Below are 23,724 nucleotides of genomic sequence, written 5' to 3' on the forward strand. Positions count from 1 at the left end.
GGAGGGGGGCGCAGGTCCCTCTGCTGCTGTCCGCTGTCGGTCAGTTCTTCGGCGGTACGGCCGGCATGCCCAGGAACGGCAGCCGCAGCGCGCCGAACGCCTCCGCCGGGACCGCCGGGGACTTCGGCTCGACCGGCTGGAGACGCGCGTAGGCCGTGCCCTGCTCGGGGCGCGGGTCGGGCTCGCCCTTGTTGGGCCAGAACGACATCGCCCGTTCGGCCTGGGCGGTGATGGTCAGGGACGGGTTGACGCCCAGGTTGGCGGAGACCGCGGCGCCGTCGACGACGGAGATGCCGGGGTGGCCGTAGAGGCGGTGGTACGGGTCGATCACGCCGCTCTCGCGGGAGTCGCCGATGGGGCAGCCGCCCAGGAAGTGGGCCGTGAGCGGGGTGCCCATCAGTTCGCCGACGTTGGAGCCGGCGAAGCCGTTGATCTCGGCGGCCAGGGCCGAGGCGCTCTCCGTCGCGGCCTCGATCTGCTTCGGGTTGGGGGCACCGTGGCCCTGGCGGGCGGTGAGCAGGCCACGGCCGACGCCCGACGGTTTCAGGTACGTCGTCAGGGAGTTGTCCAGCGACTGCATCACCAGGCCGATGATGGTCCGCTCCGACCAGCGGCGGTTGGACAGGGAACGCAGCACCAGCAAGGGGTGCTTGGCCGCGTGCGCGAGGAAGCCCAGGACCCGTGAGGTGCCCGAGTTCCGCCCGGCGTAGGGGACCTGGAGGATGGACAGGCTGCCCATCGAGTTGGAGCCCTTGCCGTAGCGGACCGGCTCGATGTGGGTGTTCGCGTCGGGGTGGATCGAGGACGTGATGGCCACGCCCCGCGTGAAGTCGGCCTTCGGCGCGCCGTGCGCCTTGCGGTAGCGCCGGTCGTCGGTCTGGGCGCCGACCAGGGCTTCGGAGTTGGTGCGGGTCAGCTCGCCCAGTCGGTCCGAGAGGTACGGCAACTGGCCGCCCGCCTTCATGCGGTGCAGCAGGGTCTGGGTGCCGTACGTGCCCGCGGCGAGGACCACCCGGCGGGCCGTGAAGGTGCGGCCCTTCGCCTTGCGGCGGTCGTCGGTGGGCAGGGCGGCGACCGCGTACCCGCCGCGCGAGTCGTCGGTGACCGAGACGACCGTCGTCAGGGGGTGGACCACCGCGCCGGCCTTCTCGGCGAGGTGCAGGTAGTTCTCGTTGAGGGTGTTCTTCGCGCCGTGGCGGCAGCCGGTCATGCACTCGCCGCACTCCGCGCAGGCCCTGCGGGCCGGGCCCGCCCCGCCGAAGTACGGGTCGGGCACCTCCTGGCCCGGCTTCGCCTTCACCGTGCCGTCGGCGTCCTCGCCGTCGCCGAAGAAGACGCCGACCGGGGCGAGGTGGAAGGAGTCGCCGCAGCCCATCCGCTCCGCGGCGGCCTTCAGATGGACGTCGGAGGGGGTCATGGTCGGGTTGAGCCGGACACCGAGCATGCGCCGCGCCTGGTCGTAGTACGGCCGCAACTCCTCCTGCCAGTCCGTGATGTCACGCCACTGGGGGTCCTCGAAGAACGGCTTCGGCGGGACGTAGAGGGTGTTGGCGTAGTTGAGGGAGCCGCCGCCCACGCCCGCGCCCGCCAGGACCATGACGTTGCCCAGCAGGTGGATGCGCTGGATGCCGTACATGCCGAGTTTCGGGGCCCAGAGGTAGTTCTTGAGGTCCCAGGAGTTCTTGGGCAGGGTCTCGCGGGTGAAGCGGCGGCCGGCTTCCAGGACGCCTACGCGGTAGCCCTTCTCGGTGAGGCGAAGGGCGGTCACCGAGCCGCCGAATCCCGAACCCACGACGATGACGTCGTAGTCGTAAGCGTCCTGAGGCACGTGTTCTCCTCGTCGAGTGTCGTGTGCGGGCCGTCAGTGGTTGATCACGCTCACGCGGCGGAGCCGCACATCGATACAGCCCCGCGCCCCTGAAAGCGAAGGGCGGTCACCGGAACCTCAGTGCCTTCATCAGGCGCAGGCTCCTGCTCATGAACTGGGCGTACTTCTCGTCGTCCATGCCCAGCGACGGAGCCATCGGAAGCACCCGCTGGTGAGCGACCGTCTGGGCTTCCGTGTACTTGAGGATGCCCTCGGAGCCGTGGCGGCGGCCGAGGCCGGAGTCCTTCATGCCGCCCATGGGGGACTGGACGCTGCCGTAGGCGGGGGCGTAGCCCTCGTTGATGTTGACCGTGCCGGTGCGCAGGCGGGCGGCGACCTCCCGGCCGCGGCGGGCGTTCTTCGTCCAGACCGAGGAGTTGAGGCCGTACGCCGTGGCGTTGGCGCGCTCGATGGCCTCGTCCTCATCCGTGAAGCGGTAGACCGAGACGACGGGGCCGAAGGTCTCCTCCGCGCAGACGGCCATGTCCGTGGCGACCCCGTCGAGGATCGTGGGCTCGAAGAAGTACGGGCCGATGTCCGGGCGCGCCACACCGCCCGCGACGACCGTGGCGCCCTTGGCGACGGCCTCCTCGACGTGCCGTGTGACGGTTTCGAGCTGGCGTTCCCCGACCAGGGAGCCCATGTCGGCGCCGTACGCCAGGGACTTGCCGAGGCGCATCCCCTTCGTGCGGGTGGCGAAGCGCTCCAGGAAGGCGTCCGCGACCGACTCGTGGACGTAGAGCCGCTCGATGGAGATGCAGAGCTGGCCGGCGGAGGAGAAGCAGGCGCGGACGGCACCTGCCGCGGCCTTCTCGATGTCGGCGTCCTCCAGCACCAGCATGGCGTTCTTGCCGCCGAGTTCGAGGGAGACGCCGACCAGCCGGGCGGCGGCGCCCTGCGCGACCTGGCGGCCGGTGCGGGTGGATCCGGTGAAGGAGACGTAGTCGGCGTGCCGGACGACCTCGGGGCCGACGACCGGGCCGTCGCCGAGGACGACCTGGAAGACGTCGGCGGGCAGTCCTGCCTCGACGAGCAGGTCGCGGGCCCACAGGGCGGTCAGGCAGGTCTCGGTGTCGGGCTTCATGACGACCGCGTTGCCCGCGACGAAGGCGGGGAGCGCGTCGCCGACCGACAGTTCCAAGGGGTAGTTCCAAGGGGCGATCTGGCCGATGACACCGCGCGGATGGCGCAGTTCGGTGACCTTCGTCAGAGTCGGCATGGCGCCGGCGTGCCGCTTCGGACGGAGGTACGCGCCGGCTCTGCGGCCGTAGTGCCGGGCGGCGACCGCGACGGCCTGCACCTCCTCGTGGGCGTGCAGGCGGGCCTTGCCGGTCTCCAGCTGGATCAGGTCGAGCACCTCGGCCTGGCGCTCCAGCACCAGGTCGTGGAAGCGGAGCAGGACGACGGCACGCTGCCGTACGGGGGTCCGCGCCCACACGGCCTGGGCGGCGCGGGCCAGTTCGTAGGCCTCGGCCACGTCCTCGGGCGTCGATTCGGGGAGGTCGGCCAGCTTCTCGCCGGTGAACGGCGTGTGGTTGGCGGTACGACCGGAGCCGACCACGCCCTTGGTGAGCTGGGCGACCAGCTCCGGCGTGACCACGTCGGCGGCGGTGCGGGCGCCCGCCGGGGCGGGGGCGAGGGGGTTCCTACCGGTCTGTGCCGTGCCGGTCTCTGCCGTCTTCTCGGCGGCCTGCGCGTCCGTCATGAGGCGCAGGGTATGCCGCGGCGGAGCCTTTGGGTACCCGCCGGTAATACGGCTTCACCGAGTGCGCACATGACGCCAGTGCCTGCTGGCAACAAACGTGCTGATCAGGGCGTTGGCGATGACCGGTGAGGGTGATTCAGCCTTTTACGATCCCGAGCCGGTCTCGGGCGCCCTGGAACACCGAGGTGCCCTCCTGCTCGTCCGGCGTGCCCCTGGGCATGTCGACGCGCAGTTCGTACATGCGGTCGTCGTCGGTGCGGATCAGCGCCCGCAGGGTCCGCCGGGGGGTCTCGTCCCGGGTGTAGGCGGTGTCGGCGAGGGCGGCGTCGTAGCCCTGGACGCTGGTGCGGGTGTACCGCGTGTGCGCCCTCTCCCCCCAGGTGACGTGGGCCTCGCGGGCCTCGTCCAGCGGGGAGCCCGGTGCCTTGTCCCAGTGGAAGAGGCGGATCCGGATCGTGCCGCCCCGTTCGTCGCCGTAGAGCGTCATGCGGGGCTGGTCGGTCGCGCTTCCGGTCGTGTCGAGCGCGCGGTAGTGACGCGGGAGGTGGAGCACGGCCGCCATGTCCGTCTCGCGGTGCGGGATCCAGGCATCGGCGGCGCTCGGGGCGGGGCCGGTGGGGGCGGCTTGTCCGGTGGTCTCGGCGCTGCTGGTGTCGGCGAGCTGCGTGGCCGTTCCTATGGCGCCGGCGAGCAGCGCGCCGAGGAGGGCGAGGGGGGCGGGCCGAAGGAGGGTGTGCCGTTTGAGCGGCTCCGGCGCCAGGGCGGCCGCGTCTGCGGGTGCTCCGGTGCCGGGGTCGTCCGCAGACAGGGCGGTCGCGTCTGCGGGTGCTCCGGTGCCGGGGTCGTCCGCCGGGTCCTGTCGGTCCTCGGTCTCCTGATCCCGTGCCGGTGTCTCCTGCGCGAAGGGGTGGCGTCCGGCCACCGCCGCCAGGTCCTTCTCGACCTCCTCCGCGTCCGGCCGCTGTTCGGGGTCCGGCACCAGCAGTCGGGCGATCAGGGGCCCCAGCGGTCCGGCCCGCTTCGGTTCGGGCCGCTGAGCGGCGAGGATCGCGGTGAGGGTCGACTCGGGCGTGCTCCGGCGGAACGGGGACGAGCCCTCGACGGCGGTGTACAGCAGGACGCCCAGGGACCACAGGTCGGAGGCGGGCCCGGCGATACGGCCGGACATCGGCTCGGGTGCGACGAACTCCAGCGCGTTCTCGAACTGCCCGCCCGCGGTGAGGGATTCCTCGCCCTGTGGATGGGCGATGCCGAAGTCGGTGAGGACGACGCGCTCGCGCGGGCCGAGCAGGACGTTGGCCGGTTTGACGCCCCGGTGCACGATGCCGACGGAGTGCGCGGCGCGCAGGGCACCGAGGACGGCGAGGCCGATCCGGGCCGCCTCCCGCGCCTCGACCGGCCCGCGCCGGAGCAACTCGTGCAGGGACTCGCCCCGCACCAACTCCATGACGATCCAGGGGAGTCCGTCGAGCATCTCGGTCGCGTCGAGCTCATCGGGGCCTATGGGGCCGGGGCGTTCGTCCTGCTGCTCCGCCTCGACCACCACGTCGTGGATGGTGACGGCGGCGGGATGGTCGACCCGGGCGGCGGCACGGGCCTCGCGGTGGAGCCGGTGGGCCGCCCGCCGGTGGCTCTCGTCCTCGGGGGCACCCGGCAACCGGGGCTGCTTCACGGCGACGTCGCGCTGCACGAGCTCGTCGTGGGCTCGCCAGACGGTGCCCGCCCCTCCGGAGCCGATGCGCTCGATCAGCCGGTACCGCCCGCCGACCAGCCGGCCCTGGGCGCCGCCCGTCCCACCCCCGTCGTTGCTCATGCCCCATCAGTACCCCGTGAAGCGGGCGCTTGTCGACGCGGGGCAGTGGCCGGGCGCCGGTTCAGGTCCCGTCGATGTCCGAGTTCGCGATCGCCGTGCTCGCCACGTCACGCCCGCGGTCGGTGAAGTCGCCCTTGCCCGGGTAGCTGACGGGGAGCTCGTACCTGTCGCCGCCGGAGGTTCCGGAGTAGAGGATGACGGTGTGGCGGGCGCTCGCTGGCTCGCCGGCTCCGGGTCGGGCTCCCCCGTCGTTGCTCGCGGGTTCAGCCCTGTCGCGCCGAGCGCTTCCGTATCCACCACGAACGCGAGCCGGTCACAGACCCGTGACTTCGGGTTGCACCTCACGCCCCCTTCACGGCGCTACGGGCACAGCCGTCAGGGAGTGGCGGTGTGCGCCGTACTGCTCGGAGAGACGGGCCGGGTCGTGGACGTCTGCGGTGCCGAACTCCTCGGCGCGGGGCCGCCCTCCCCGTTGCCCTCCCCCGTGAGCAGCGCCGCCGCGGACACCCCCACCCCCGCCATCGCGGCGACCAGCAGCGCGGCCACGAGCACCCGCCGGGCGGGCTGCCGCAGGAACGGCTCCTCCCGCTGCTCGGGGCCGGGCGGCAGGTCCGCCGGCGGCACGGGCGGTTGCCCGGTCACGTCCGGCGGCTGATTCCGGGGCACGTCCCGCACCGTCGGCGCGTACCCGGGCGGCGGCGACAGGGGCGTTCGCCCCGTGTCACGGAAGGCCCGCAGCATCCGCTCGGCCCGGTCCGCGTCCAGGCGCCGGTCGGGGTCGCGTTCCAGCAGGCCGTGTACGACGGGCAGGAGCGGCCCGGCTTGCGCGGGCGGCTGGATGTCACCGACGACCACCGCGTGCAGGACGCCGCCCAGCGAGTCGCGGTGGAACGGCGATTCCCCGCTGAGGGCCGCGCACAGCAGTGCGCCCAGCGACCACAGGTCGGACTCGGGGCCGGTCCTGACCCCGGACATCCGCTCGGGCGCGGTGTACTCGGGCGAGCCGACGAAGGAGCCGTTCTCGGTGAGTGTGGGGGCGCCCTGGACCTGGGCGATGCCGAAGTCGGTGAGGACGACCCGGTCCGTACCAGCCTCCAGCAGCACATTGTCCGGTTTGAGGTCCCGGTGCAGCACCCCGGAGGCGTGCGCCGCGCGCAGCGCGCCGAGCAGGGCGATGCCGATGCGGGCGGCCTCGGCGGCGTCGACCGGTCCGCGGGTGGCGAGACGGTCGGCCAGCGAGCCGCCCTCGATCAACTCCATGACGATGTAGAGCCGTTCGTCGTCCTCGACGACATCGTGGACGACGATGATGTGCGGGTGGCTGAGCTGGGCGACGGCCCGGGCCTCGCGCAGCGTCCGGTCCCGCCGGCGGCGCGCGTCCGCCGCGGGCAGCGTCTCGTCGCAGGGGAGTTCCTTGACGGCCACACCCCGGCCGAGCAGCTGGTCGGTCGCCCGCCAGACCACGCCCATGCCACCGCGCCCGAGCCTCTCCTCGAGCCGGTACCGGCCCGCGATGACACGCGTGTTGTGCCCCTCGGTCCCCATGCGGCCATCATGCCCCACCGGACGGGACCGCTCCGGGACGCGGAGGCGCGGGTGGCCGAAACAGGCAGCCCGGGGTCAGAAGCCCCGCCCTGTCAGGAGGTCTTCTCCTGCCAGCCCTGCAGCACCGAGGTGAACTGCTTGCGCGCTTTCGCCCAGTCCGCCGCGGGCGCCGACATGTAGAGCGCGTACTCCGTGCCGTCCCGGGCGACGTACGTCTCCTCGATGGCCCGGCGCGGGCCGGGGAAGTCCGTGTCCTTCGGCTGCGCGGTCCAGGTGTACTCCCACAACGCGCCCTCCCGGTCCCGGTAGACGTTGCGCTCCAGGCTGACCCGCTTGTAGGCGACCAGCTGCTGCAACTGCTGTTCCAGGTCGAGCTGGTGGGCGTACGGGTCGGCGAAGTCCGGGGAGGTGTCGACGGCGATCCTGACGAAGTGCCGGCCGCCGTCCGGCGTGTAGTCGATCTGCGTGAGCCCGCCCTGCGGCTTGCCGAAGACCTGGCGCTTCCAGCCCTTGGGCAGGTAGAGGCTGAACCCGGCGGGGTCGTCACGGCGGGTCCAGCCGGCGAAGACCGATCCCCCCGGCTGCTCCGTGCTCGTGGGGCTGGGGGAGCCGGATGTGCCGCCCCGCGTCTGCCGGCTGTCGTTCCACTGCTGGAGCGCCACGGCCGTGCCCCCGCCGATGATGGCCGCCAGCGCGACGACGAGGGCCAGGGTGCGCAGCCGGCGACGCCGGCCCGGGCCGGTGGGCCGCGCGCCGGACGGCTGCGGACCCGTCACCGCCGGGACGTTCGTGGTGGGACCGGTCACCGGAGTACCGGCCGTGGGGGCGGCGGCCGTCGGCGTCCCGGTGGCCGGGGTGCCCGCCAGCGGCGGGAGCGGCGTCCGGGTGTGCGAGGCCGAAGCGGTGCCGGCCGGGTCGGCGCCGCCGCGGGCCTCCCGGTACGGCGACGTCCCCCCGTACTGCGTCGGCACATACGCCTGCGCCCAGCTCGGCCGCCGCCCCTCCGCCGCCTCGGCGAGCATCTGCTCGGCCTCGGACGGGTCGGGCCGGGTGGCCGGATCCTTGCGCAGCAGGGCGGTGATGACGGGTGCGAGCGGGCCGGCGTGCCGGAGTTCGGCGGCCTCCTCCTCGACCACGGCCTGCATGGTGCTCAATGGTGTGGTCCGGCGGAACGGCGACCGGCCCTCCACCGCCGTGTAGAGCGTCGCGCCGAGCGCCCACAGGTCCGAGGAGGGGCCCGGGTCTTGGCCGCGTACGCGCTCCGGTGCCAGGTAGTCGACCGAGCCGACGACCTCTCCCGTGCGCGTGATGGTCGTGTCGCCCTCGATCTGGGCGATGCCGAAGTCGGTGAGCAGGACGCGTCCGTCGCGGCCGAGGAGGACGTTGCCCGGCTTGACGTCGCGGTGCAGGACGCCGGCGGTGTGCGCGGCGCGCAGGGCCCGCAGCACCCAGAGCCCGATGCGCGCCGCCTCGCGCGGCTCGACACGCCCCTCCTCCCTGACCGCGTCGGCCAGGGAGCGGCCCTCGACCAGCTCCATCACGATCCAGGGGCGTCCGTCGTGCTCCAGCACGTCGTGCACGGTGACGACCGCGGTGTGGCTGATCCGCGCGGCCGCTCTGGCCTCCGCCCGGGTGCGTGCCAGCAGGATCGCCTGCTCGCTCTCGGAGACGTAGAGGGCGGCCGTCAACTCCTTGATGGCGACGGACCGGTGCAGCACCTCGTCATGTGCGCGCCAAACCCGGCCCATGCCGCCCCTGCCGATGGAGTCGGCCAGCCGGTAGCGGCCCGCGACGAGCAGGCCCTGCATCTGATTCACGTTGCCCCGCAATGGTCTTGACAGGGTCAGAGTAAGGACCGGCCCTCCCCCAGGGAACAAGCGGGGTACCACGGTGACCGCACTGTGACGGTTGTGGCCGCCGAGGACAGGAGGGAAACCCGAGGTGAACGCGGCCGGACGACCGGCGGGTCAAGACATCACTTCGTCGCCCGGTACGTCGCCGCCGCCTGCTCGAACAGCCGAGTCACCTCGTCCCGCTCGGCCTCGGGGCCGCGCACCTGGACCACGTGGTACCGACCGTCGACCAGCATGGCCAGGTTGCGTACGTACAGCTCGCCCCTGTCGCCGGTCCAGGTGAACTGCCCCTCGGCCATCGTCCGGCCCCCCACGTCGATCCTCTTCAGCCCCGTGGAGGTGGCCCAGCTGGAGTCGCGGTACGGCTGCAACTCGCGCTCCCGCTCCCGCTGATAGGCCATCGGATCGCTGCCGTACTCCGAGGCGCTGTCCCGGCCCGGCACGACGATGAGCTCGAAATCCCCCTCGGAGTAGACGACCTGGCCGCTGCCGTTGCGCGGCGTGCGGTCCCAGCCCTTGGCGACGGCGACCTGGAAACCGGCCGAGTCCTTGCGCAGCGTGAAGCCGTCGGCGGCATCGGGGCCGGTGGTCTGCGTCTCACTGGAACCGGTCGATGTCGACGGGCTCTTCTCCGGCTTGGGCGACGTCTGGTCGGGCCGCGGCTCGCTGCTGGCGTCCGGCTCGGGCGCCCGGCCGACCTCCCCGGCGGCACCGGTGCGGTCCGTGCCCTGCCCTGCCTCGGCGTCCGACTTGGGCATGAAGAGCATGGCGTAGGCGATCGCCGCGGCCATGGCCAGCAGGACCAGAAGAAGCAGGGTCCGGCCGAGCCGGTGCGGTGACCGGGACGACTCCTTCCTGGCCCGCTTGTGCCGCCCGTGGTGCGCGGGCAGCCCGGCCCGACGCCTGCGCACGAGCTCGCCGCGGCGGCGTACGACGGGCAGCCGGCCGGCGTCGACGGGCGGCGCCGGCACGACGTGCACACCGGCCTCCGGCTCGGGCGCCGAGCGCACCAGCGAGCGCAGCCAGCCCCGCAGCTCCTCGAAGTCCAGCCGCTCGGTCGGGTCCTGACGCAGCAGCGATTCCACCACCGGCCGGAGCGGCCCGCACTCCTCGGCGTACGCGGGCGGTTCCGCGCACACCATCTGCACCAGCTCGGCCGTGGACTCCTCCGGGTAGGGCGCATGCCCCTGTACGGCCCTGAAGAGCAGCGCGCCGAGCGCCCACAGGTCGGTCGCGGGACCGATCGGCGCGGCCAGCTGCCAGTTCTCGTGCACGGGTCCGGCCTGCTCCGGCGCCCAGCGCTCCGTCACGGGGCCGACCACGGCCATCCGCGCCTGCCGCGCCCGCTCGGCGGCCAGCGCCGTGGCCGGACCGCGCCGGGGGGCCGGGGTGTGGGCGGCCAGGTCGTCCCACCGGGTGGGTTCGCCGTGGGCCGCGGTGGCAGAGGCCGGAGGGAGTGCCGGCTGTTCCTGGCCCTGCGGCGCCGTCGCGCCGCCGGTCGAGCCGCGGGGCGTCGCGCCGTGCCAGGCGGCCGTCCGTGGGTTGCCGCCCACGCCGTAGGGGTCGGCGATCCGCCCGGGCGGTGCGGCCCCCGGGGCGGTGCCCTGCCCGGGGATGAACGGCGACTGCGCCGATCCGCTGGTGTAGGGCGCGTCCCCGCCGTCCGGGGCGGGGCGGGCTCCGGGCAGTGCCGTCCGCCCGCCCTGCTGCGCCTCCTGCACCCGTGCGGCGGCCCGGGCACCGGCCCGGTAGGCCGCGATCGCCCCGGCCCGCGCCGCCCGCGGGTCCGCGCTCTCCTCCACCGGCCTGCGGGCCGCCACGGCCGAGCCACCGCCCGCCGTCTCACCCCCGGCCGAGCGCAGTCCCTTGGCCTCCCGGGCCTCTATGGCGGCCCGCCGCGCGGCCTCGGGATCACCCGGGCCACCGACTCCACCCGGGCCACCGATGCCACTGCCCGGTCCGGAGGCCCCCTTGACGCCCTTGAGCGGCCCGGCGCCTCCGCCCTCCTGCCCCGGCGCCTGCCCGGACTCCTCGAAGTCCGGTTCCGGCACCGGGTCGTACCCGCACAGCGCCTCTTCCGCCGCGCCCACCGCCAGCCCGGTCAGCATCACCCGGCCGTCGTCGCAGACGAGCACCGTGCGCGCGGTGACGTTCCGGTGCACCCAGCCATGCGCGTGCAGCACCCGCAGCGCCGTGAGGACGTCGGAGGCCACCTCGGCCGCCCGGTACGGCGTCAGCGGCTTCTCGGCGAGCAGCGCGGCCAGCGGACGCGCGGCCACCAACTCGCTGACGATCCACAGCGAACCGCCCTCGGCGAACACGTCGAAGACCTGATCGAGCCGCGGATGGTCGGGGATGGCCGCGGCTGCCTGCGCGGCCTCGACCGCGCGGCGCACCGCCGGGTCCGTGGGCCGCCGGGTGCCCGGACGCGCCCCGGACCGCCGCGCACCACCGTCACGTGCGGTGAAACCGTCGGGCAGTCCGTCCGCGTCGAGGACCTCCGCCTCGACGACCTCCGGCAACGGCACCTGCCGGACCAGGACTTCCTGTCCGCTGTAGGTATCGAAGGCCCGGGTCTCGGTGAGTTCGTACTCGTCGGACGGCGGCAGCGGCAGGCGGTAGCGGTCGGCGAGTACCCGGCCCGCATAGTCGTCCACGTTTGCCTCCCCCGGCAGCCCGGTCGGTCACATCCGTTCGCCCCACGGTCCGTTCCGGCTGCGCAGGGTCCGCAAACATTCACGATACGTGCCGCAGGCAACCCGCATTGTGGGGATGCCCAGATCTGCCTCCCCAAACCCGGGGCGGCTCATGCTCAGGACTTGGGTTCGAAGGTCCGGGTCAGCGTCCGCCAGGTCTCCTTGCGCGACTCGCTGTCCCAGTCGGCCGCCTTCGCCGTGTACATCAGCGCGTACCCCTGCCGGTCGTCGACGACGAATCCGCGGTCGATCGTCCGGTACTTGGTGCCGCCCTCCGTGTAGGTGAACTCCCAGTCGGCGGTGTTCCAGCCGCGGTAGTCCACCTTCTCTATGCGGATCTTCCGGTACTGGGCGCGCTGCATGTAGCGCTCCTGGCTCTGCCAGTCCGCCACCGGATCGCCTTTGGGCGAGGACGTCCAGGCGATGAGCAGCTTCTGCCCGTCGGGCCCGGTGAACCGGTCACCGGCGGCACCCGTGGACTGGTACTTCCACCCCTTCGGCAACCCGATCGAATACCCCTGGCTCCCCTGGTGCGTGGACACCGCCGCGGTTCCCTCGCCCCCGGAGCCCTCCGACCCCGCACCGGCGCCGGCAGAGCCGCTCGGTGCGTTCGAGGCGGGTCCCGAGGGCGCGGGCCGCGTCTGCGCGCTGTCCGTGCTGGTGCCGCCCTTCCCGTCGTCCTTGGTGCCGGGACTGCCCGACGCGGTGGCGACGGTCTTGCCGCCGCTCTCCCCGAAGGACCCCTTCGAGCCCTTGTCGTCGCCGCTGAGCGCGATGGCCAGCACCGTGCCGATCACGGCGAGCACCACGGCCACCGCGATGATCGCCAGAGTCCGCCGCGGTACGACGTCGGTGAGCGGCGCCCGGGGCGCGGGCCGCGGCGGCAGGTCCGGCGGCGGCACCACGGGCCACCCCGAACTCCGGGCACCCCGCGACGACTTCGCCCCCTGCGCACCCCGCTCGCCGATCCCGGCAGCCGTACCCGGGCCCGACGCGGGACCCGATCGCGCCGCGGCCGCACCAGCACCCGCGCCACCCGCCTCGGACGTGGCCGCACCGCTGTCCGATGCGGAAGAGGCCGTGGCGGTCTCGGAATCGGCGGACGTCGCGGCCGGCCCCGCGGCGGCCTTGCGCACGGAACGCAGCGCCCCGCGCAGCCGCTCCCCGGCCTCCTCGCCCCGCTTGCCGCCGGCACCGGACGAACTCCCCTTGCCCGCGGACCTGTCCGGCTGCGCCGGCAGCGGCACGACCTTCGTCGCGTCCATCGGCTCCGGCTCGGCGGTCGGGGGCGCGTGGATGACCGAGTTGAGCATCGCCCGGGCACCCGTGTCGTCGAGCCGCTTGGCCGGGTCCTTGGTGAGCAGCCCGTGGATGACGTCCTTCAGCGGGCCCGCGTTCTTCGGCTCCTCCAGCGGCTCGGTCATCACGGCCGTGAGAGTCGCTATGGCCGACCCCTTGTCGTACGGCGGGGCGCCCTCCACCGCCGCGTACAGCAGTCCGCCGAGCGACCACAGGTCGGCCGCCGGGCCCGGCTTGTGCCCGCGCGCCCGCTCCGGGGAGATGTAGGAGGGCGCGCCGACGAGCATGCCGGTCGAGGTGATGGACGGGTCGCCCTCCACCTGGGCGATGCCGAAGTCGGTGAGCACGACCCGGCCGTCCTCGGAGATCAGCACGTTCGACGGTTTCACGTCGCGGTGCAGGATGCCCTCGCGGTGCGCGGACCGCAGCACGTCGAGGACCGCGAGCCCGACCTCCGCGGCCCGCTTCGGCTCCAGGAGGCCGTCCTCCCGGATGACCTCGGCGAGCGACTTGCCCTCGACGAGCTCCATCACGATCCAGGGCCGGTCGTCCTCCTGGACCACGTCGTAGACCGTCACGGCGCTGTTGTTGCGGATCCGCGCGATCGCCTTGGCCTCGCGCAGCGTCCGCGTGATCAGCCGCCGCTTCTCCTCCTCGTCGATGTTCGACGGGAACCGCAGCTCCTTGACGGCGACCGTCCGCCCGAGGGTCTCGTCCTGGGCCCGCCAGACGGTGCCCATGCCCCCACGACCCAGCACCTTGCCCAGCCGGTAACGCCCCGCGAGGAGACGCTCCCTGTTGTCCTGACGAGTGTCCTGACGAGATGTGCCCGCCCGCTCCGCCTCCGACATGCGTCCCCTCATACAACCCGCCCTGACAGAGCCTCCATTGTCTCTCACCCGACAAGTGCCCAGTGCCCAGGGGCCCCCTGCCCGTGGCGCGGCTGCCCGCCCATCACGCACCCGGGTGCGGCGCACGGCCCGCCGCCTTGCATGATGGCCCCCGACCAGTGAGGAGCCCGCATGCCGCCGTTTCGGACATTGCTGGTGCTGCCGGTGTCCGTCGCCCTCCTCGGCCTGCCCCCTGCCGACTCCTCGGCCCTCACCGCGCCGCCCACGGACACGGTGCTGCCGCTGCTGGTGACCCGGGGCGGAGCACCCGCCGCGGCCCTGCTGGCCCAGGAGGGAACCACCACCCGCTATGCCCAGGCCGGGGCCGGTATCGCCCGGTCGGACCATTTCCGCGCCGGCAGCATCACCAAGACGTTCATCGCGACGGTCGTGCTGCAACTGGCCGCCGAGCACCGCCTGGCGCTGTCCGACACCGTGGAGCAGCACCTGCCCGGCCTGGTGCGAGGAGCGGGCAACGACGGCCGCGCGCTGACCCTGCGCTCCCTGCTCACCCACACCAGCGGCCTGTACGACTTCACCGCGGAGACCGACGGAACCACCCCCGTCACGCCCCGTCAGGCGCTGGACATCGCCCTCACCCACCCTCCGGCCGAGCGCGGCCGCTTCTCCTATTCGAACACCAACTACGTCCTGCTCGGCCTGGTCATCGACCAGGTCACCGGCGGCTCGTACGCCGACGAGGCCGAGCGCCGCATCATCACTCCCCTGCGCCTGACGGGCACCTCCTTCCCCGGATCCCGCTCCTCGCTGCCCTCTCCGCACGGCCGCTCCTACGCCGCCGACGGAACAGACGTCACCGACCTCGACCCGCGGGTGGCCGGAGCCGCGGGTGAGCTGGTGACCACGCTCGCCGATCTGAACCGCTTCTACACGGCCCTGCTCGGCGGCCGGCTGCTTCCCCCGCGCTGGCTGCGCGAGATGCTCGACACCCGAGCCGCACACGGCGCGTACGGCATGGGCCTGTTTCCCGAGAGGCTTCCGTGCGGCACCACGGTGTGGGGGCACAACGGGCACATATCCGGCAGCTACGTGCGCAGCGCAGCCACCGCCGACGGCCGACGGGTCCTCACCTTCCGCGTGAACACGGACGCGATAGCCGATCCCGGTCTCGAACCCGCGGTGCTCGCGGCCGAGTTCTGCCCCCGCACCTCGTAGAACGACCGGGTTCCGAACGAAGATCCCACTTCCCGACGCTCGTTCGGGTGACATCGAGGCCCGCCCCGCCACCGAACGGGAACCGGCCCCCGAACGGGGACAAGAACGAGGGAAGGGAACGGGGGCCGGGAACGGAAACAGGAACCGAAGAACGCGAAGAACGCGAAGAACGCGAACGACAAACGGGAAACGGGAAACGGGACAGCGTCTACAACGGCACGATGTCGGGCGCCCCCAACCGCGCCGCGTCCGCCGTCAGGTCGTCCGGCTGCCGCTGCGACTCCCGTTCGGCCTCCACCCGCTTCTCGTAGTGCTGCACCTCGCGCTCGATCTGGTCCTTGTCCCAGCCGAGGACCGGCGCCATCAGCTCGGCGGCGTCGCGCGCGCTGCGCGTCCCCCGGTCGAAGGTCTCGATCGAGATGCGTGTCCGCCGGGTCAGCACGTCGTCCAGATGCCGCGCCCCCTCGTGGGAGGCCGCGTAGACGATCTCGGCGCGCAGATAGTCGTCGGCCGCCGGCAGGGGCTCGCCCAGGGACGGGTCCTCGGCAATGAGCTCGAGGAGCTCCTCGGCCAGCGTCCCGTACCGGTTCAGCAGGTGCTCCACCCGCACCACATGGAGTCCGGTCCGGGCAGCGATCCGGGCTCGCGCGTTCCACAGCGCCCGGTAGCCCTCGGCGCCCAGCAGCGGCACGTCCTCGGTGACGCACTCGGCGACCCGCATGTCGAGCCCGTGCACGGCCGCGTCCACCGCGTCCTTGGCCATGACCCGGTAGGTGGTGTACTTGCCGCCCGCCACGACGACCAGCCCGGGCACCGGATGCGCCACAGTGTGCTCGCGTGACAGCTTGCTGGTGGCCTCCGACTCGCCGGCGAGCAGGGGCCGCAGCCCCGCGTACACGCCTTCGACGTCGTCCCTGGTGAGCGGCACCGCGAGCACCGAGTTCACATGCTCCAGCAGGTAGTCGATGTCCGCGCTGGACGCGGCCGGGTGGGCCTTGTCGAGGTCCCAGTCGGTGTCCGTGGTGCCGACGATCCAGTGCCGGCCCCAGGGGATGACGAACAGTACGGACTTCTCCGTGCGCAGGATCAGGCCGGTCGTGGAGTGGATCCGGTCGCGCGGCACGACCAGGTGGATGCCCTTGGACGCCCGGACGTGGAACCGGCCGCGCTCCCCGACCATCCCCTGCGTGTCGTCCGTCCACACGCCGGTGGCGTTGACGACCTGCTTGGCGCGGATCTCGTACTCGCCGCCGCCCTCGACGTCCTGCACCTTCGCTCCGACGACCCGCTCGCCCTCGCGCAGGAAGCCCGTCACCCGTGCGCGGTTGGCGGCCTTCGCGCCGTACGCCACCGCCGTGCGCACCAGGTTCGCCACGTACCGGGCGTCGTCCATCTGGGCGTCGTAGTACTGCAGCGCGCCGACCAGGGCGTCCTTCTTCAAGCAGGGGGCCACGCGCAGGGCGTGACTGCGCGTCAGGTGGCGGTGCATCGGCAGGCCACGGCCGTGTCCGCGAGCCATGGACATGGCGTCGTACATCGCGACGCCCGAGCCGGCGTACAGCCGCTCCCAGCCCTTGTGCTGCAAGGGGTACAGGAACGGCACCGGCTTCACCAGATGCGGGGCCAGCCGCTCCAGCAGCAGGCCGCGCTCCTTCAGGGCCTCCCTGACCAGCGCGAAATCGAGCATCTCCAGATAGCGCAGGCCGCCGTGGATCAGTTTGCTGGACCGGCTGGAGGTGCCGGACGCCCAGTCCCGGGCCTCGACCAGGCCCGTGGACAGGCCCCGGGTCACGGCGTCGAGCGCGGTGCCCGCACCGACCACGCCTGCGCCCACGACCAGCACGTCCAGCTCGCGCTCGGCCATAGATGCGAGGGACTCGACGCGCTGCGCCGGTCCGAGTGTCGCTGTCCTCACCGCTGCCTCCCGCTCATCGGTCGCGCCGGCCGCACCCGTCGGGCGCAGCCCCGTCCGTATCCCCCCTGCCCAAATTCTGACCGGGTTGCCCGACTTCAGCCACCACGGGCCCTCAGCCTGTGGACAACGCTCACGGGACACTCACCGAAACTCGGCCGAGCAATCCCGCATAACGGTCATATTTACTCCTAGTCTGACATTGCGCTCGCCCGTCCTGTCCACAGGGCTTGCGCACCTGTCCCACTTCGGCTATCGGGAAGGACGGCCACGCCATGCCCGCAGATCTCGCCGTCATCGGACTCGGCCCGTACGGCCTGCCCCTGGCCCAGGCCGCCGTCGCAGCCGGCGTCCCCACCATCGGATACCGGACCGGCCCCGAGGCCGGCTCCCTCAGCCCTGCCGAACTGCGCCGGATGCTCTCGGGGGGTTTCCGGCCCATCACCGACCCGGCGGAGCTGGGACGGGTGCGCACCGCGGTCATCTGCGCACCGACCCCGCGGGGTGCGGACGGCGGGCTCGATCTCAGCCAGCTGGCGGCCGCCGCCCGTAACCTGGCCGCCCACCTGCGACCGCACACCACGGTGATCCTGGAGTCCCCGGTGGCGCCGGGGACGACAGAGGAATTCCTGCGTCCGCTCCTCGAAGAGGGCTCCGGCCTGCGCGCGGGCCGCGATTTCCACCTCGCGTACTCCCCCAGCCGCGTCGACCCCGGCAACCGTGACGCCATGCCCGCCACCACCCCGAAGGTCATCGGCGGCCTCACCCCGGCCTGCACCGAGTCCGCCGCCGCCTTCTACGGACGGCTGACCGACAAGGTGGTACGCGCGCGTGGACCCCGCGAAGCGGAGACCGTGCAGCTGCTGGAGACCAACTTCCGGCATGTGAACATCGCCCTCGTCAACGAGATGGCCGTCCTCTGCCACGACCTGGGCGTGGACCTGTGGGACGTCATCCGCTGCGCGGAAACCAAACCGTTCGGCTTCCATGCCTTCCGCCCGGGCCCCGGCGTCGGCGGCCATTCCGTCCCTCAGGATCTGACCGCCCACGGCGGTCGCGGCCTGCGCATGGTGGAACTGGCCCAGCAGGTCAACAGCCGCATGCCCGGCTACGTCGTCCAGCGCGCCGCCACACTCCTCAACGAACACGGCAAGTCGGCCCGGGGCGCCCGGGTGCTCCTCCTCGGCGTCACCTACAAGCCCGACCTCGCGGACCTCCAGGGCACCCCGGCCCGGGAGATCGCCCTGCGCCTGATGGATCTGGGCGCGTCGGTCAGCTACCACGACCCGCACGTCCCCGCGTGGCGCGTCCTCGACCGCCCCATCCCCAAGGCGGACTCCCTCTACGAGGCAGTAGCCGACGCCGACCTGACCATCCTGCTCCAGCAGCACCGCACGTACGACCTCCAGGGCCTGTCGGTGAAGGCGCAGCTGCTGCTGGACACACGCGGGGCGGCGCCCACGGGGGCGGCGCATCGGTTGTGAAGGGGGGCGCGTGAGGTGAGACGGAGTCGGTCAGAAGGACCTGGGCGCCGATCACGGACACCAGCGCCTCGAAACCGCCCTTTCCCGGGGCCGAACGGCCCGAAGGCCACCGTGCCCCCCCTACGCCGGCACGCGCCCCATCAAGACCGGTCGGGCACGCAAAAGGGCCCAGTCACTCACCCGAGTGACTGGACCCTTCTCCGTGCTGCGGCCTACCGCCGGTGCTGCGAGTCCGCCACCGTCACCTCGACGCGCTGGAACTCCTTCAGCTCGCTGTAGCCGGTCGTCGACATGGCCCGGCGCAGCGCGCCGAAGAGGTTCATCGAGCCGTCGGGCGTGTGCGACGGGCCCGTGAGGATCTCCTCCAGGGTGCCGACCGTGCCGAGGGCGACCTTCTTGCCGCGCGGAAGCTCCTCGTTCACCGCCTCCATGCCCCAGTGGTGACCCTTGCCCGGGCCGTCGGTCGCGCGGGCGAGCGGGGAGCCCATCATGACCGCGTCCGCGCCGCAGGCGATCGCCTTGGGCAGGTCGCCGGACCAGCCGACACCGCCGTCCGCGATCACGTGCACGTACCGGCCGCCCGACTCGTCCATGTAGTCACGGCGCGCCGCGGCCACGTCGGCGACCGCCGTCGCCATGGGGACCTGGATGCCGAGCACATTGCGCGTGGTGTGCGCGGCGCCGCCGCCGAAGCCGACCAGCACGCCGGCCGCGCCGGTGCGCATCAGGTGCAGGGCCGCCGTGTAGGTGGCGCAGCCGCCGACGATCACCGGGACGTCGAGCTCGTAGATGAACTGCTTCAGGTTCAGCGGCTCGTGCGCACCGGAGACGTGCTCCGCCGAGACCGTCGTACCGCGGATGACGAAGATGTCCACGCCCGCGTCCACGACCGCCTTGGAGAACTGGGCGGTGCGCTGCGGGGAGAGCGCCGCGGCGGTGACGACGCCGGAGTCGCGCACCTCCTTGATGCGCTGCCCGATCAGCTCCTCCTTGATGGGAGCCGCGTAGATCTCCTGCAGGCGCCGGGTCGCGGTCTCCGCGTCCAGCTCGGCGATCTCGTCGAGCAGCGGCTGCGGGTCCTCGTAGCGCGTCCACAGGCCCTCGAGGTTCAGCACGCCGAGGCCGCCGAGCTCGCCGATGCGGATGGCGGTGGCCGGGGAGACGACCGAGTCCATGGGGGCGGCCAGGAAGGGCAGCTCGAAGCGGTAGGCGTCGATCTGCCAGGCGATCGAGACCTCCTTCGGGTCCCGCGTACGGCGGCTGGGGACGACGGCGATGTCGTCGAAGGCGTACGCCCGGCGGCCGCGCTTGCCGCGCCCGATCTCGATCTCAGTCACGTCTGTGGCCTTTCCCTGTTGCGTTTCAGCGTCTTCCAGTATCGCCGACGGGTACGGCAAGGGCGGCCCCGGATCTTCCGGAGCCGCCCTCGGGAGGCCTGTCCGCTACTTGCGGCTGTAGTTCGGCGCCTCGACGGTCATCTGGATGTCGTGCGGGTGGCTCTCCTTGAGGCCGGCCGACGTGATGCGGACGAAGCGGCCCTTGCTCTCCATCTCCTCGATGGTGGCGGCACCCACGTAGCCCATGGTCTGGCGCAGACCGCCGACGAGCTGGTGCAGCACGTTGGCCAGCGGGCCGCGGTAGGGCACCTGGCCCTCGATGCCCTCCGGCACGAGCTTGTCGTCCGAGGCGACCTCGGCCTGGAAGTAGCGGTCTTTGGAGTACGACCTGCCCTGGCCGCGCGACTGCATCGCACCGAGCGAGCCCATGCCGCGGTACGACTTGAACTGCTTGCCGTTGATGAACTGGAGCTCGCCCGGGGACTCCTCACAGCCCGCGAGCAGGCTGCCCAGCATGACGGTGTCGGCACCCGCGGCGAGCGCCTTGCCGATGTCGCCCGAGTACTGCAGACCGCCGTCGCCGATCAGCGGCACGCCGGCCGGACGGGCGGCGAGGGACGCCTCGTAAATGGCGGTGACCTGCGGAACGCCGATGCCGGCGACCACCCGGGTGGTGCAGATCGAGCCGGGTCCGACGCCCACCTTGATGCCGTCGACACCGGCGTCGATCAGCGCCTGCGCGCCGTCGCGCGTGGCGACGTTGCCGCCGATCACGTCGACGCCGACACTCGACTTGATCTTCGACATCCAGCTGAGGGCGTTGTTGTTGTGGCCGTGCGAGGTGTCGACGACCAGGAAGTCCACACCGGCCTCGGCGAGGGCCTGGGCCCGCTCCAGGGCCTCGGGGCTGGCGCCCACGGCGGCGCCGACGATCAGGCGGCCCTCCGCGTCCTTGGCCGCGTGGGGGTACTGCTCGGCCTTGACGAAGTCCTTGACCGTGATGAGGCCCTTGAGGACACCCGCGTCGTCCACCAGCGGAAGCTTCTCGATCTTGTGGCGGCGCAGCAGCTCCATGGCGTCGGGCCCGGAGATGCCGACCTTGCCGGTGACCAGCGGCATCGGCGTCATGACCTCGCGCACCTGACGGGAGCGGTCCGTCTCGAAGGCCATGTCGCGGTTGGTGACGATGCCGAGCAGCTTGCCGTTGCCGTCGGTGACGGGGACCCCGCTGATGCGGAACTTGGCGCACAGGGCGTCGGCCTCGGCGAGCGTCGCGTCCGGGTGCACCGTGATCGGGTCGGTGACCATCCCGGACTCGGACCGCTTCACCAGGTCGACCTGGTTGACCTGGTCCTCGATGGACAGGTTGCGGTGCAGTACGCCGACGCCGCCCTGGCGGGCCATGGCGATCGCCATGCGCGACTCGGTGACCTTGTCCATGGCGGCGGACAGCAGCGGGATGTTGACCCGGACGTTGCGGGAGATGCGGGACGAGGTGTCGACCGCGTTGGGGAGCACCTCGGATGCACCCGGCAGCAGCAGCACGTCGTCGTAGGTCAGCCCGAGTGTCGCGAATTTACCGGGCACTCCGTCGACGTTGGCAGTCATGACACCTTCCCCAAATGGCCTTGATCGGTGCGGATGTCCATGCTAACGGGAAGCACAGCTGTCTCATTCCACGGTTCCGCCTGGCTCCGGGCTTCGTATGTTCGTACGGAAGCGGTGCACCGCCTGTTCAACGCAGGGGTTGTGCAAGCAGGGCTACTGCTCGGCCAGCGCCCGGAGCCGGCTCAGTGCCCTGTGCTGCGCCACCCGGACCGCGCCGGGTGACATTCCCAACATCTGGCCGGTCTCCTCGGCCGTGAGCCCCACCGCGATCCGCAGCAGCAGCAGCTCCCGCTGGTTCTCGGGCAGGTTGGCCAGGAGTTCCTTGGCCCATTCCGCGTCGCTGCTGAGAAGGGCGCGCTCCTCCGGCCCCAGGGAGTCGTCCGGGCGCTCGGGCATCTCGTCGGACGGGACGGCCGTCGAGCCGGGGTGGCGCATCGCCGCGCGCTGCAGGTCGGCGACCTTGTGGGCGGCGATGGCGAAGACGAACGCCTCGAAGGGACGCCCGGTGTCCCGGTAGCGGGGCAGTGCGAGGAGCACCGCCACGCAGACCTCCTGGGCGAGGTCCTCCACGAAGTGCCGGGCGTCGCCCGGGAGGCGGGACAGCCGGGTGCGGCAGTAGCGCAGGGCCAGCGGGTGGACATGGGCGAGCAAGTCGTGCGTGGCCTGCTCGTCTCCGTCGACGGCGCGGTGGACGAGCGCACCGATCGCCCCTTGGGCATGGGCCGCCTCGTCGTCGCGCATCGGTCCATGGTGCCCTGCGGCCGCCGGGTCCGCGGCACCGCGCCCGTTGTTGTGCACCGAAGCGTTATGAGCAGGTGCGCCGGAACTCATCCCCTGCGCCCTCCCCTTCCGCTCGACCGACTCGTCCCCGAGGAACTCCACACCCTCAAGGATGCGGCATCCGCGGCGAAACGAGCAGCGGGCACCCGGCGGACCCCGGGCCCACCCCCGCCGACCTGGCCTTCCGTGCCCGCACCGCGACCGCGGTGACCTGCGCGGTGGCTGCTGGGACCTGCCGTTCGGATCATCCCGGGAACGTGGGTCCCCGCCTGCGCGCTCCCGAGCTCTCGACCTCGCTCGGACAGGGGGAGGAAACCCCCACCGGCGTCGCCGTCGGCCGCCGGCTCGCGCGGGGGCATCCTCGTGCCCCCGCTCACCGGCACTGACACGTTGCCGTCGGATTCCTGCGACTTGATCCGAACGACGGGTCCTAGCGCACCAGACCCCACCGGAAGCCGAGCGCCACGGCGTGGGCCCGGTCCGAGGCGCCGAGCTTCTTGAACAGGCGCCGGGCGTGCGTCTTGACGGTGTCCTCGGAGAGGAACAGCTCGCGGCCGATCTCCGCGTTGGAGCGGCCGTGGCTCATGCCTTCGAGGACCTGGATCTCACGCGCTGTGAGCGTGGGAGCGGCGCCCATCTCGGCCGAACGCAGCCGACGCGGGGCGAGCCGCCAGGTCGGGTCGGCCAGGGCCTGGGTCACCGTCGCGCGCAGCTCTGCGCGCGAGGCGTCCTTGTGCAGATAACCGCGGGCGCCGGCGGCGACCGCGAGCGCGACACCGTCCAGGTCCTCGGCGACGGTGAGCATGATGATGCGCGCACCGGGGTCGGCGGACAGCAGCCGCCGTACCGTCTCGACGCCGCCCAGGCCGGGCATGCGTACGTCCATCAGAATCAGGTCCGAGCGGTCGGCCCCCCAGCGGCGGAGGACTTCCTCGCCGTTGGCCGCCGTCGTCACGCGCTCTACGCCGGGCACGGTCGCGACCGCACGACGGAGCGCCTCTCGGGCAAGCGGGGAGTCGTCGCAGACGAGGACGGAAGTCATGGCCGCCCTCCGCAGCTGATGCACGTCACCTTGAGCCTCCAGGCTGGTACGAAATCGTCACCTGTGCGGTCGACCGTCTCGGACACCTGCCCGAGCGCTTGTTCCTTCAACCGCCTCGCACTCTCAACGACGGTCACTCGAAAGAGTTACGGGGACGGCTGCCATCTTCGGCACTCTACGTGAGGGGACGGACACGGTGCAGACATGCGCAACGGACCCTCGAACTTTCATCACAACCTATGCCCCATTCAGACCCATTTCTTCCGCTTTGCCAGTGTCTGGAGCTAGATTCGCAATGAGTCATATTTTCATCTCCTTAGATGGTAGTTGTACGGTCGTAGACACCGGATCCGCCCAGAACGGCAACAAGGGGTCACGCAATGGCAGATTTCTCCCGCCTTCCCGGACCGAACGCGGACCTGTGGGACTGGCAGCTGCTGGCCGCCTGTCGCGGGGTGGACAGCTCGCTCTTCTTCCATCCGGAGGGCGAGCGCGGTGCGGCGCGGAGTGCTCGCGAGAACTCGGCCAAAGAGGTCTGCATGAGGTGCCCCGTACGCGCCGAGTGCGCCGCCCACGCGCTGGCGGTGCGTGAGCCGTACGGCGTGTGGGGCGGGCTGACCGAGGACGAGCGCGAAGAGCTGATGGGGCGGGCGCGCAACCGGCTGGTGTCGGCGTCGACGCCCGGCGGGCACGCCGCCTCGAACAACTGAAGGAACG

General features: G+C 72.3%; 15 protein-coding genes. 3 read left to right on the forward strand and 12 right to left on the reverse strand.

Annotated features, from left to right (window positions below; translation table 11 throughout):
- Positions 1-40 precede the first annotated feature (40 nt).
- The 7 genes from ACWD1U_RS21635 to ACWD1U_RS21665 form a co-directional block, all read right to left on the reverse strand.
- The gene (locus ACWD1U_RS21635; protein WP_451109665.1) at positions 41-1,828 is read right to left on the reverse strand and encodes a GMC family oxidoreductase N-terminal domain-containing protein; all 1,788 of its coding nucleotides are present in this window, start codon (positions 1,826-1,828) and stop codon (positions 41-43) included.
- A gap of 106 nt (positions 1,829-1,934) precedes the next feature.
- Positions 1,935-3,572, reverse strand: a complete 1,638-nt coding sequence (locus ACWD1U_RS21640; RefSeq protein WP_451109667.1) for a succinic semialdehyde dehydrogenase — start codon at positions 3,570-3,572, stop codon at positions 1,935-1,937.
- A 136-nt stretch (positions 3,573-3,708) separates the two neighbouring features.
- Entirely contained in the window at positions 3,709-5,385 is a 1,677-nt protein-coding gene (locus ACWD1U_RS21645) for a serine/threonine-protein kinase (protein ID WP_451109669.1), read from the reverse strand.
- A gap of 375 nt (positions 5,386-5,760) precedes the next feature.
- Positions 5,761-6,930: a serine/threonine-protein kinase gene (locus tag ACWD1U_RS21650; RefSeq protein WP_451109670.1), complete on the reverse strand. Its 1,170-nt coding sequence runs from the start codon at positions 6,928-6,930 to the stop codon at positions 5,761-5,763.
- A gap of 92 nt (positions 6,931-7,022) precedes the next feature.
- Positions 7,023-8,738, reverse strand: coding sequence for a protein kinase domain-containing protein (locus tag ACWD1U_RS21655; protein ID WP_451109672.1), 1,716 nt, complete (start codon positions 8,736-8,738; stop codon positions 7,023-7,025).
- 167 nt (positions 8,739-8,905) lie between these two features.
- A complete protein-coding gene (locus ACWD1U_RS21660) occupies positions 8,906-11,440 on the reverse strand; it encodes a protein kinase (protein ID WP_451109674.1) in 2,535 nt (844 codons plus the stop codon).
- Between the two features lie 155 nt (positions 11,441-11,595).
- Positions 11,596-13,629, reverse strand: coding sequence for a serine/threonine-protein kinase (locus tag ACWD1U_RS21665; protein ID WP_451109676.1), 2,034 nt, complete (start codon positions 13,627-13,629; stop codon positions 11,596-11,598).
- 171 nt (positions 13,630-13,800) lie between these two features.
- Between ACWD1U_RS21665 and ACWD1U_RS21670 the strand changes: the two genes are divergently transcribed.
- Positions 13,801-14,844, forward strand: coding sequence for a serine hydrolase domain-containing protein (locus tag ACWD1U_RS21670; protein ID WP_451109678.1), 1,044 nt, complete (start codon positions 13,801-13,803; stop codon positions 14,842-14,844).
- A 208-nt stretch (positions 14,845-15,052) separates the two neighbouring features.
- Here ACWD1U_RS21670 and ACWD1U_RS21675 read toward each other — a convergent pair whose 3' ends face one another.
- Positions 15,053-16,759: a glycerol-3-phosphate dehydrogenase/oxidase gene (locus tag ACWD1U_RS21675; protein WP_451109679.1), complete on the reverse strand. Its 1,707-nt coding sequence runs from the start codon at positions 16,757-16,759 to the stop codon at positions 15,053-15,055.
- Positions 16,760-17,031: 272 nt separating this feature from the next.
- On the opposite strand from ACWD1U_RS21675, the gene ACWD1U_RS21680 reads away from it, so the two are divergent.
- Positions 17,032-18,240 (forward strand): nucleotide sugar dehydrogenase, encoded by a 1,209-nt coding sequence (locus ACWD1U_RS21680; RefSeq protein ID WP_451109681.1) that lies wholly within the window; start codon positions 17,032-17,034, stop codon positions 18,238-18,240.
- A gap of 212 nt (positions 18,241-18,452) precedes the next feature.
- Here the strand turns inward: ACWD1U_RS21680 and ACWD1U_RS21685 are convergent, their stop codons facing one another.
- From ACWD1U_RS21685 to ACWD1U_RS21700, 4 genes are all read right to left on the reverse strand, one after another.
- Positions 18,453-19,577: a GuaB3 family IMP dehydrogenase-related protein gene (locus ACWD1U_RS21685; RefSeq protein WP_451109683.1), complete on the reverse strand. Its 1,125-nt coding sequence runs from the start codon at positions 19,575-19,577 to the stop codon at positions 18,453-18,455.
- A 105-nt stretch (positions 19,578-19,682) separates the two neighbouring features.
- Positions 19,683-21,185 (reverse strand): IMP dehydrogenase, encoded by a 1,503-nt coding sequence (gene guaB, locus ACWD1U_RS21690; RefSeq protein ID WP_451109685.1) that lies wholly within the window; start codon positions 21,183-21,185, stop codon positions 19,683-19,685.
- A gap of 153 nt (positions 21,186-21,338) precedes the next feature.
- A complete protein-coding gene (locus ACWD1U_RS21695) occupies positions 21,339-21,926 on the reverse strand; it encodes a sigma-70 family RNA polymerase sigma factor (RefSeq protein WP_451109687.1) in 588 nt (195 codons plus the stop codon).
- Between the two features lie 469 nt (positions 21,927-22,395).
- Positions 22,396-23,007, reverse strand: a complete 612-nt coding sequence (locus tag ACWD1U_RS21700; RefSeq protein WP_003948568.1) for a response regulator transcription factor — start codon at positions 23,005-23,007, stop codon at positions 22,396-22,398.
- Between the two features lie 380 nt (positions 23,008-23,387).
- Between ACWD1U_RS21700 and ACWD1U_RS21705 the strand changes: the two genes are divergently transcribed.
- Positions 23,388-23,717 (forward strand): WhiB family transcriptional regulator, encoded by a 330-nt coding sequence (locus ACWD1U_RS21705; RefSeq protein ID WP_451109689.1) that lies wholly within the window; start codon positions 23,388-23,390, stop codon positions 23,715-23,717.
- Positions 23,718-23,724 lie beyond the last annotated feature (7 nt).

It is taken from the genome of Streptomyces sp. NPDC002788 (assembly GCF_053592115.1).

Excerpts from the sequence above, each read along its gene's own strand:
- ACWD1U_RS21640 (WP_451109667.1), bottom strand. The coding sequence starts at position 3,572 with ATGACGGACGCGCAGGCCGCCGAGAAGACGGCAGAGACCGGCACGGCA.
- ACWD1U_RS21645 (WP_451109669.1), bottom strand. The coding sequence starts at position 5,385 with ATGAGCAACGACGGGGGTGGGACGGGCGGCGCCCAGGGCCGGCTGGTC.
- ACWD1U_RS21650 (WP_451109670.1), bottom strand. The coding sequence starts at position 6,930 with ATGGGGACCGAGGGGCACAACACGCGTGTCATCGCGGGCCGGTACCGG.
- ACWD1U_RS21655 (WP_451109672.1), bottom strand. The coding sequence starts at position 8,738 with ATGCAGGGCCTGCTCGTCGCGGGCCGCTACCGGCTGGCCGACTCCATC.
- ACWD1U_RS21665 (WP_451109676.1), bottom strand. The coding sequence starts at position 13,629 with ATGTCGGAGGCGGAGCGGGCGGGCACATCTCGTCAGGACACTCGTCAG.
- ACWD1U_RS21670 (WP_451109678.1), top strand. The coding sequence starts at position 13,801 with ATGCCGCCGTTTCGGACATTGCTGGTGCTGCCGGTGTCCGTCGCCCTC.
- ACWD1U_RS21680 (WP_451109681.1), top strand. The coding sequence starts at position 17,032 with ATGCCCGCAGATCTCGCCGTCATCGGACTCGGCCCGTACGGCCTGCCC.
- guaB (WP_451109685.1), bottom strand. The coding sequence starts at position 21,185 with ATGACTGCCAACGTCGACGGAGTGCCCGGTAAATTCGCGACACTCGGG.
- ACWD1U_RS21695 (WP_451109687.1), bottom strand. The coding sequence starts at position 21,926 with ATGCGCGACGACGAGGCGGCCCATGCCCAAGGGGCGATCGGTGCGCTC.
- ACWD1U_RS21700 (WP_003948568.1), bottom strand. The coding sequence starts at position 23,007 with ATGACTTCCGTCCTCGTCTGCGACGACTCCCCGCTTGCCCGAGAGGCG.
- ACWD1U_RS21705 (WP_451109689.1), top strand. The coding sequence starts at position 23,388 with ATGGCAGATTTCTCCCGCCTTCCCGGACCGAACGCGGACCTGTGGGAC.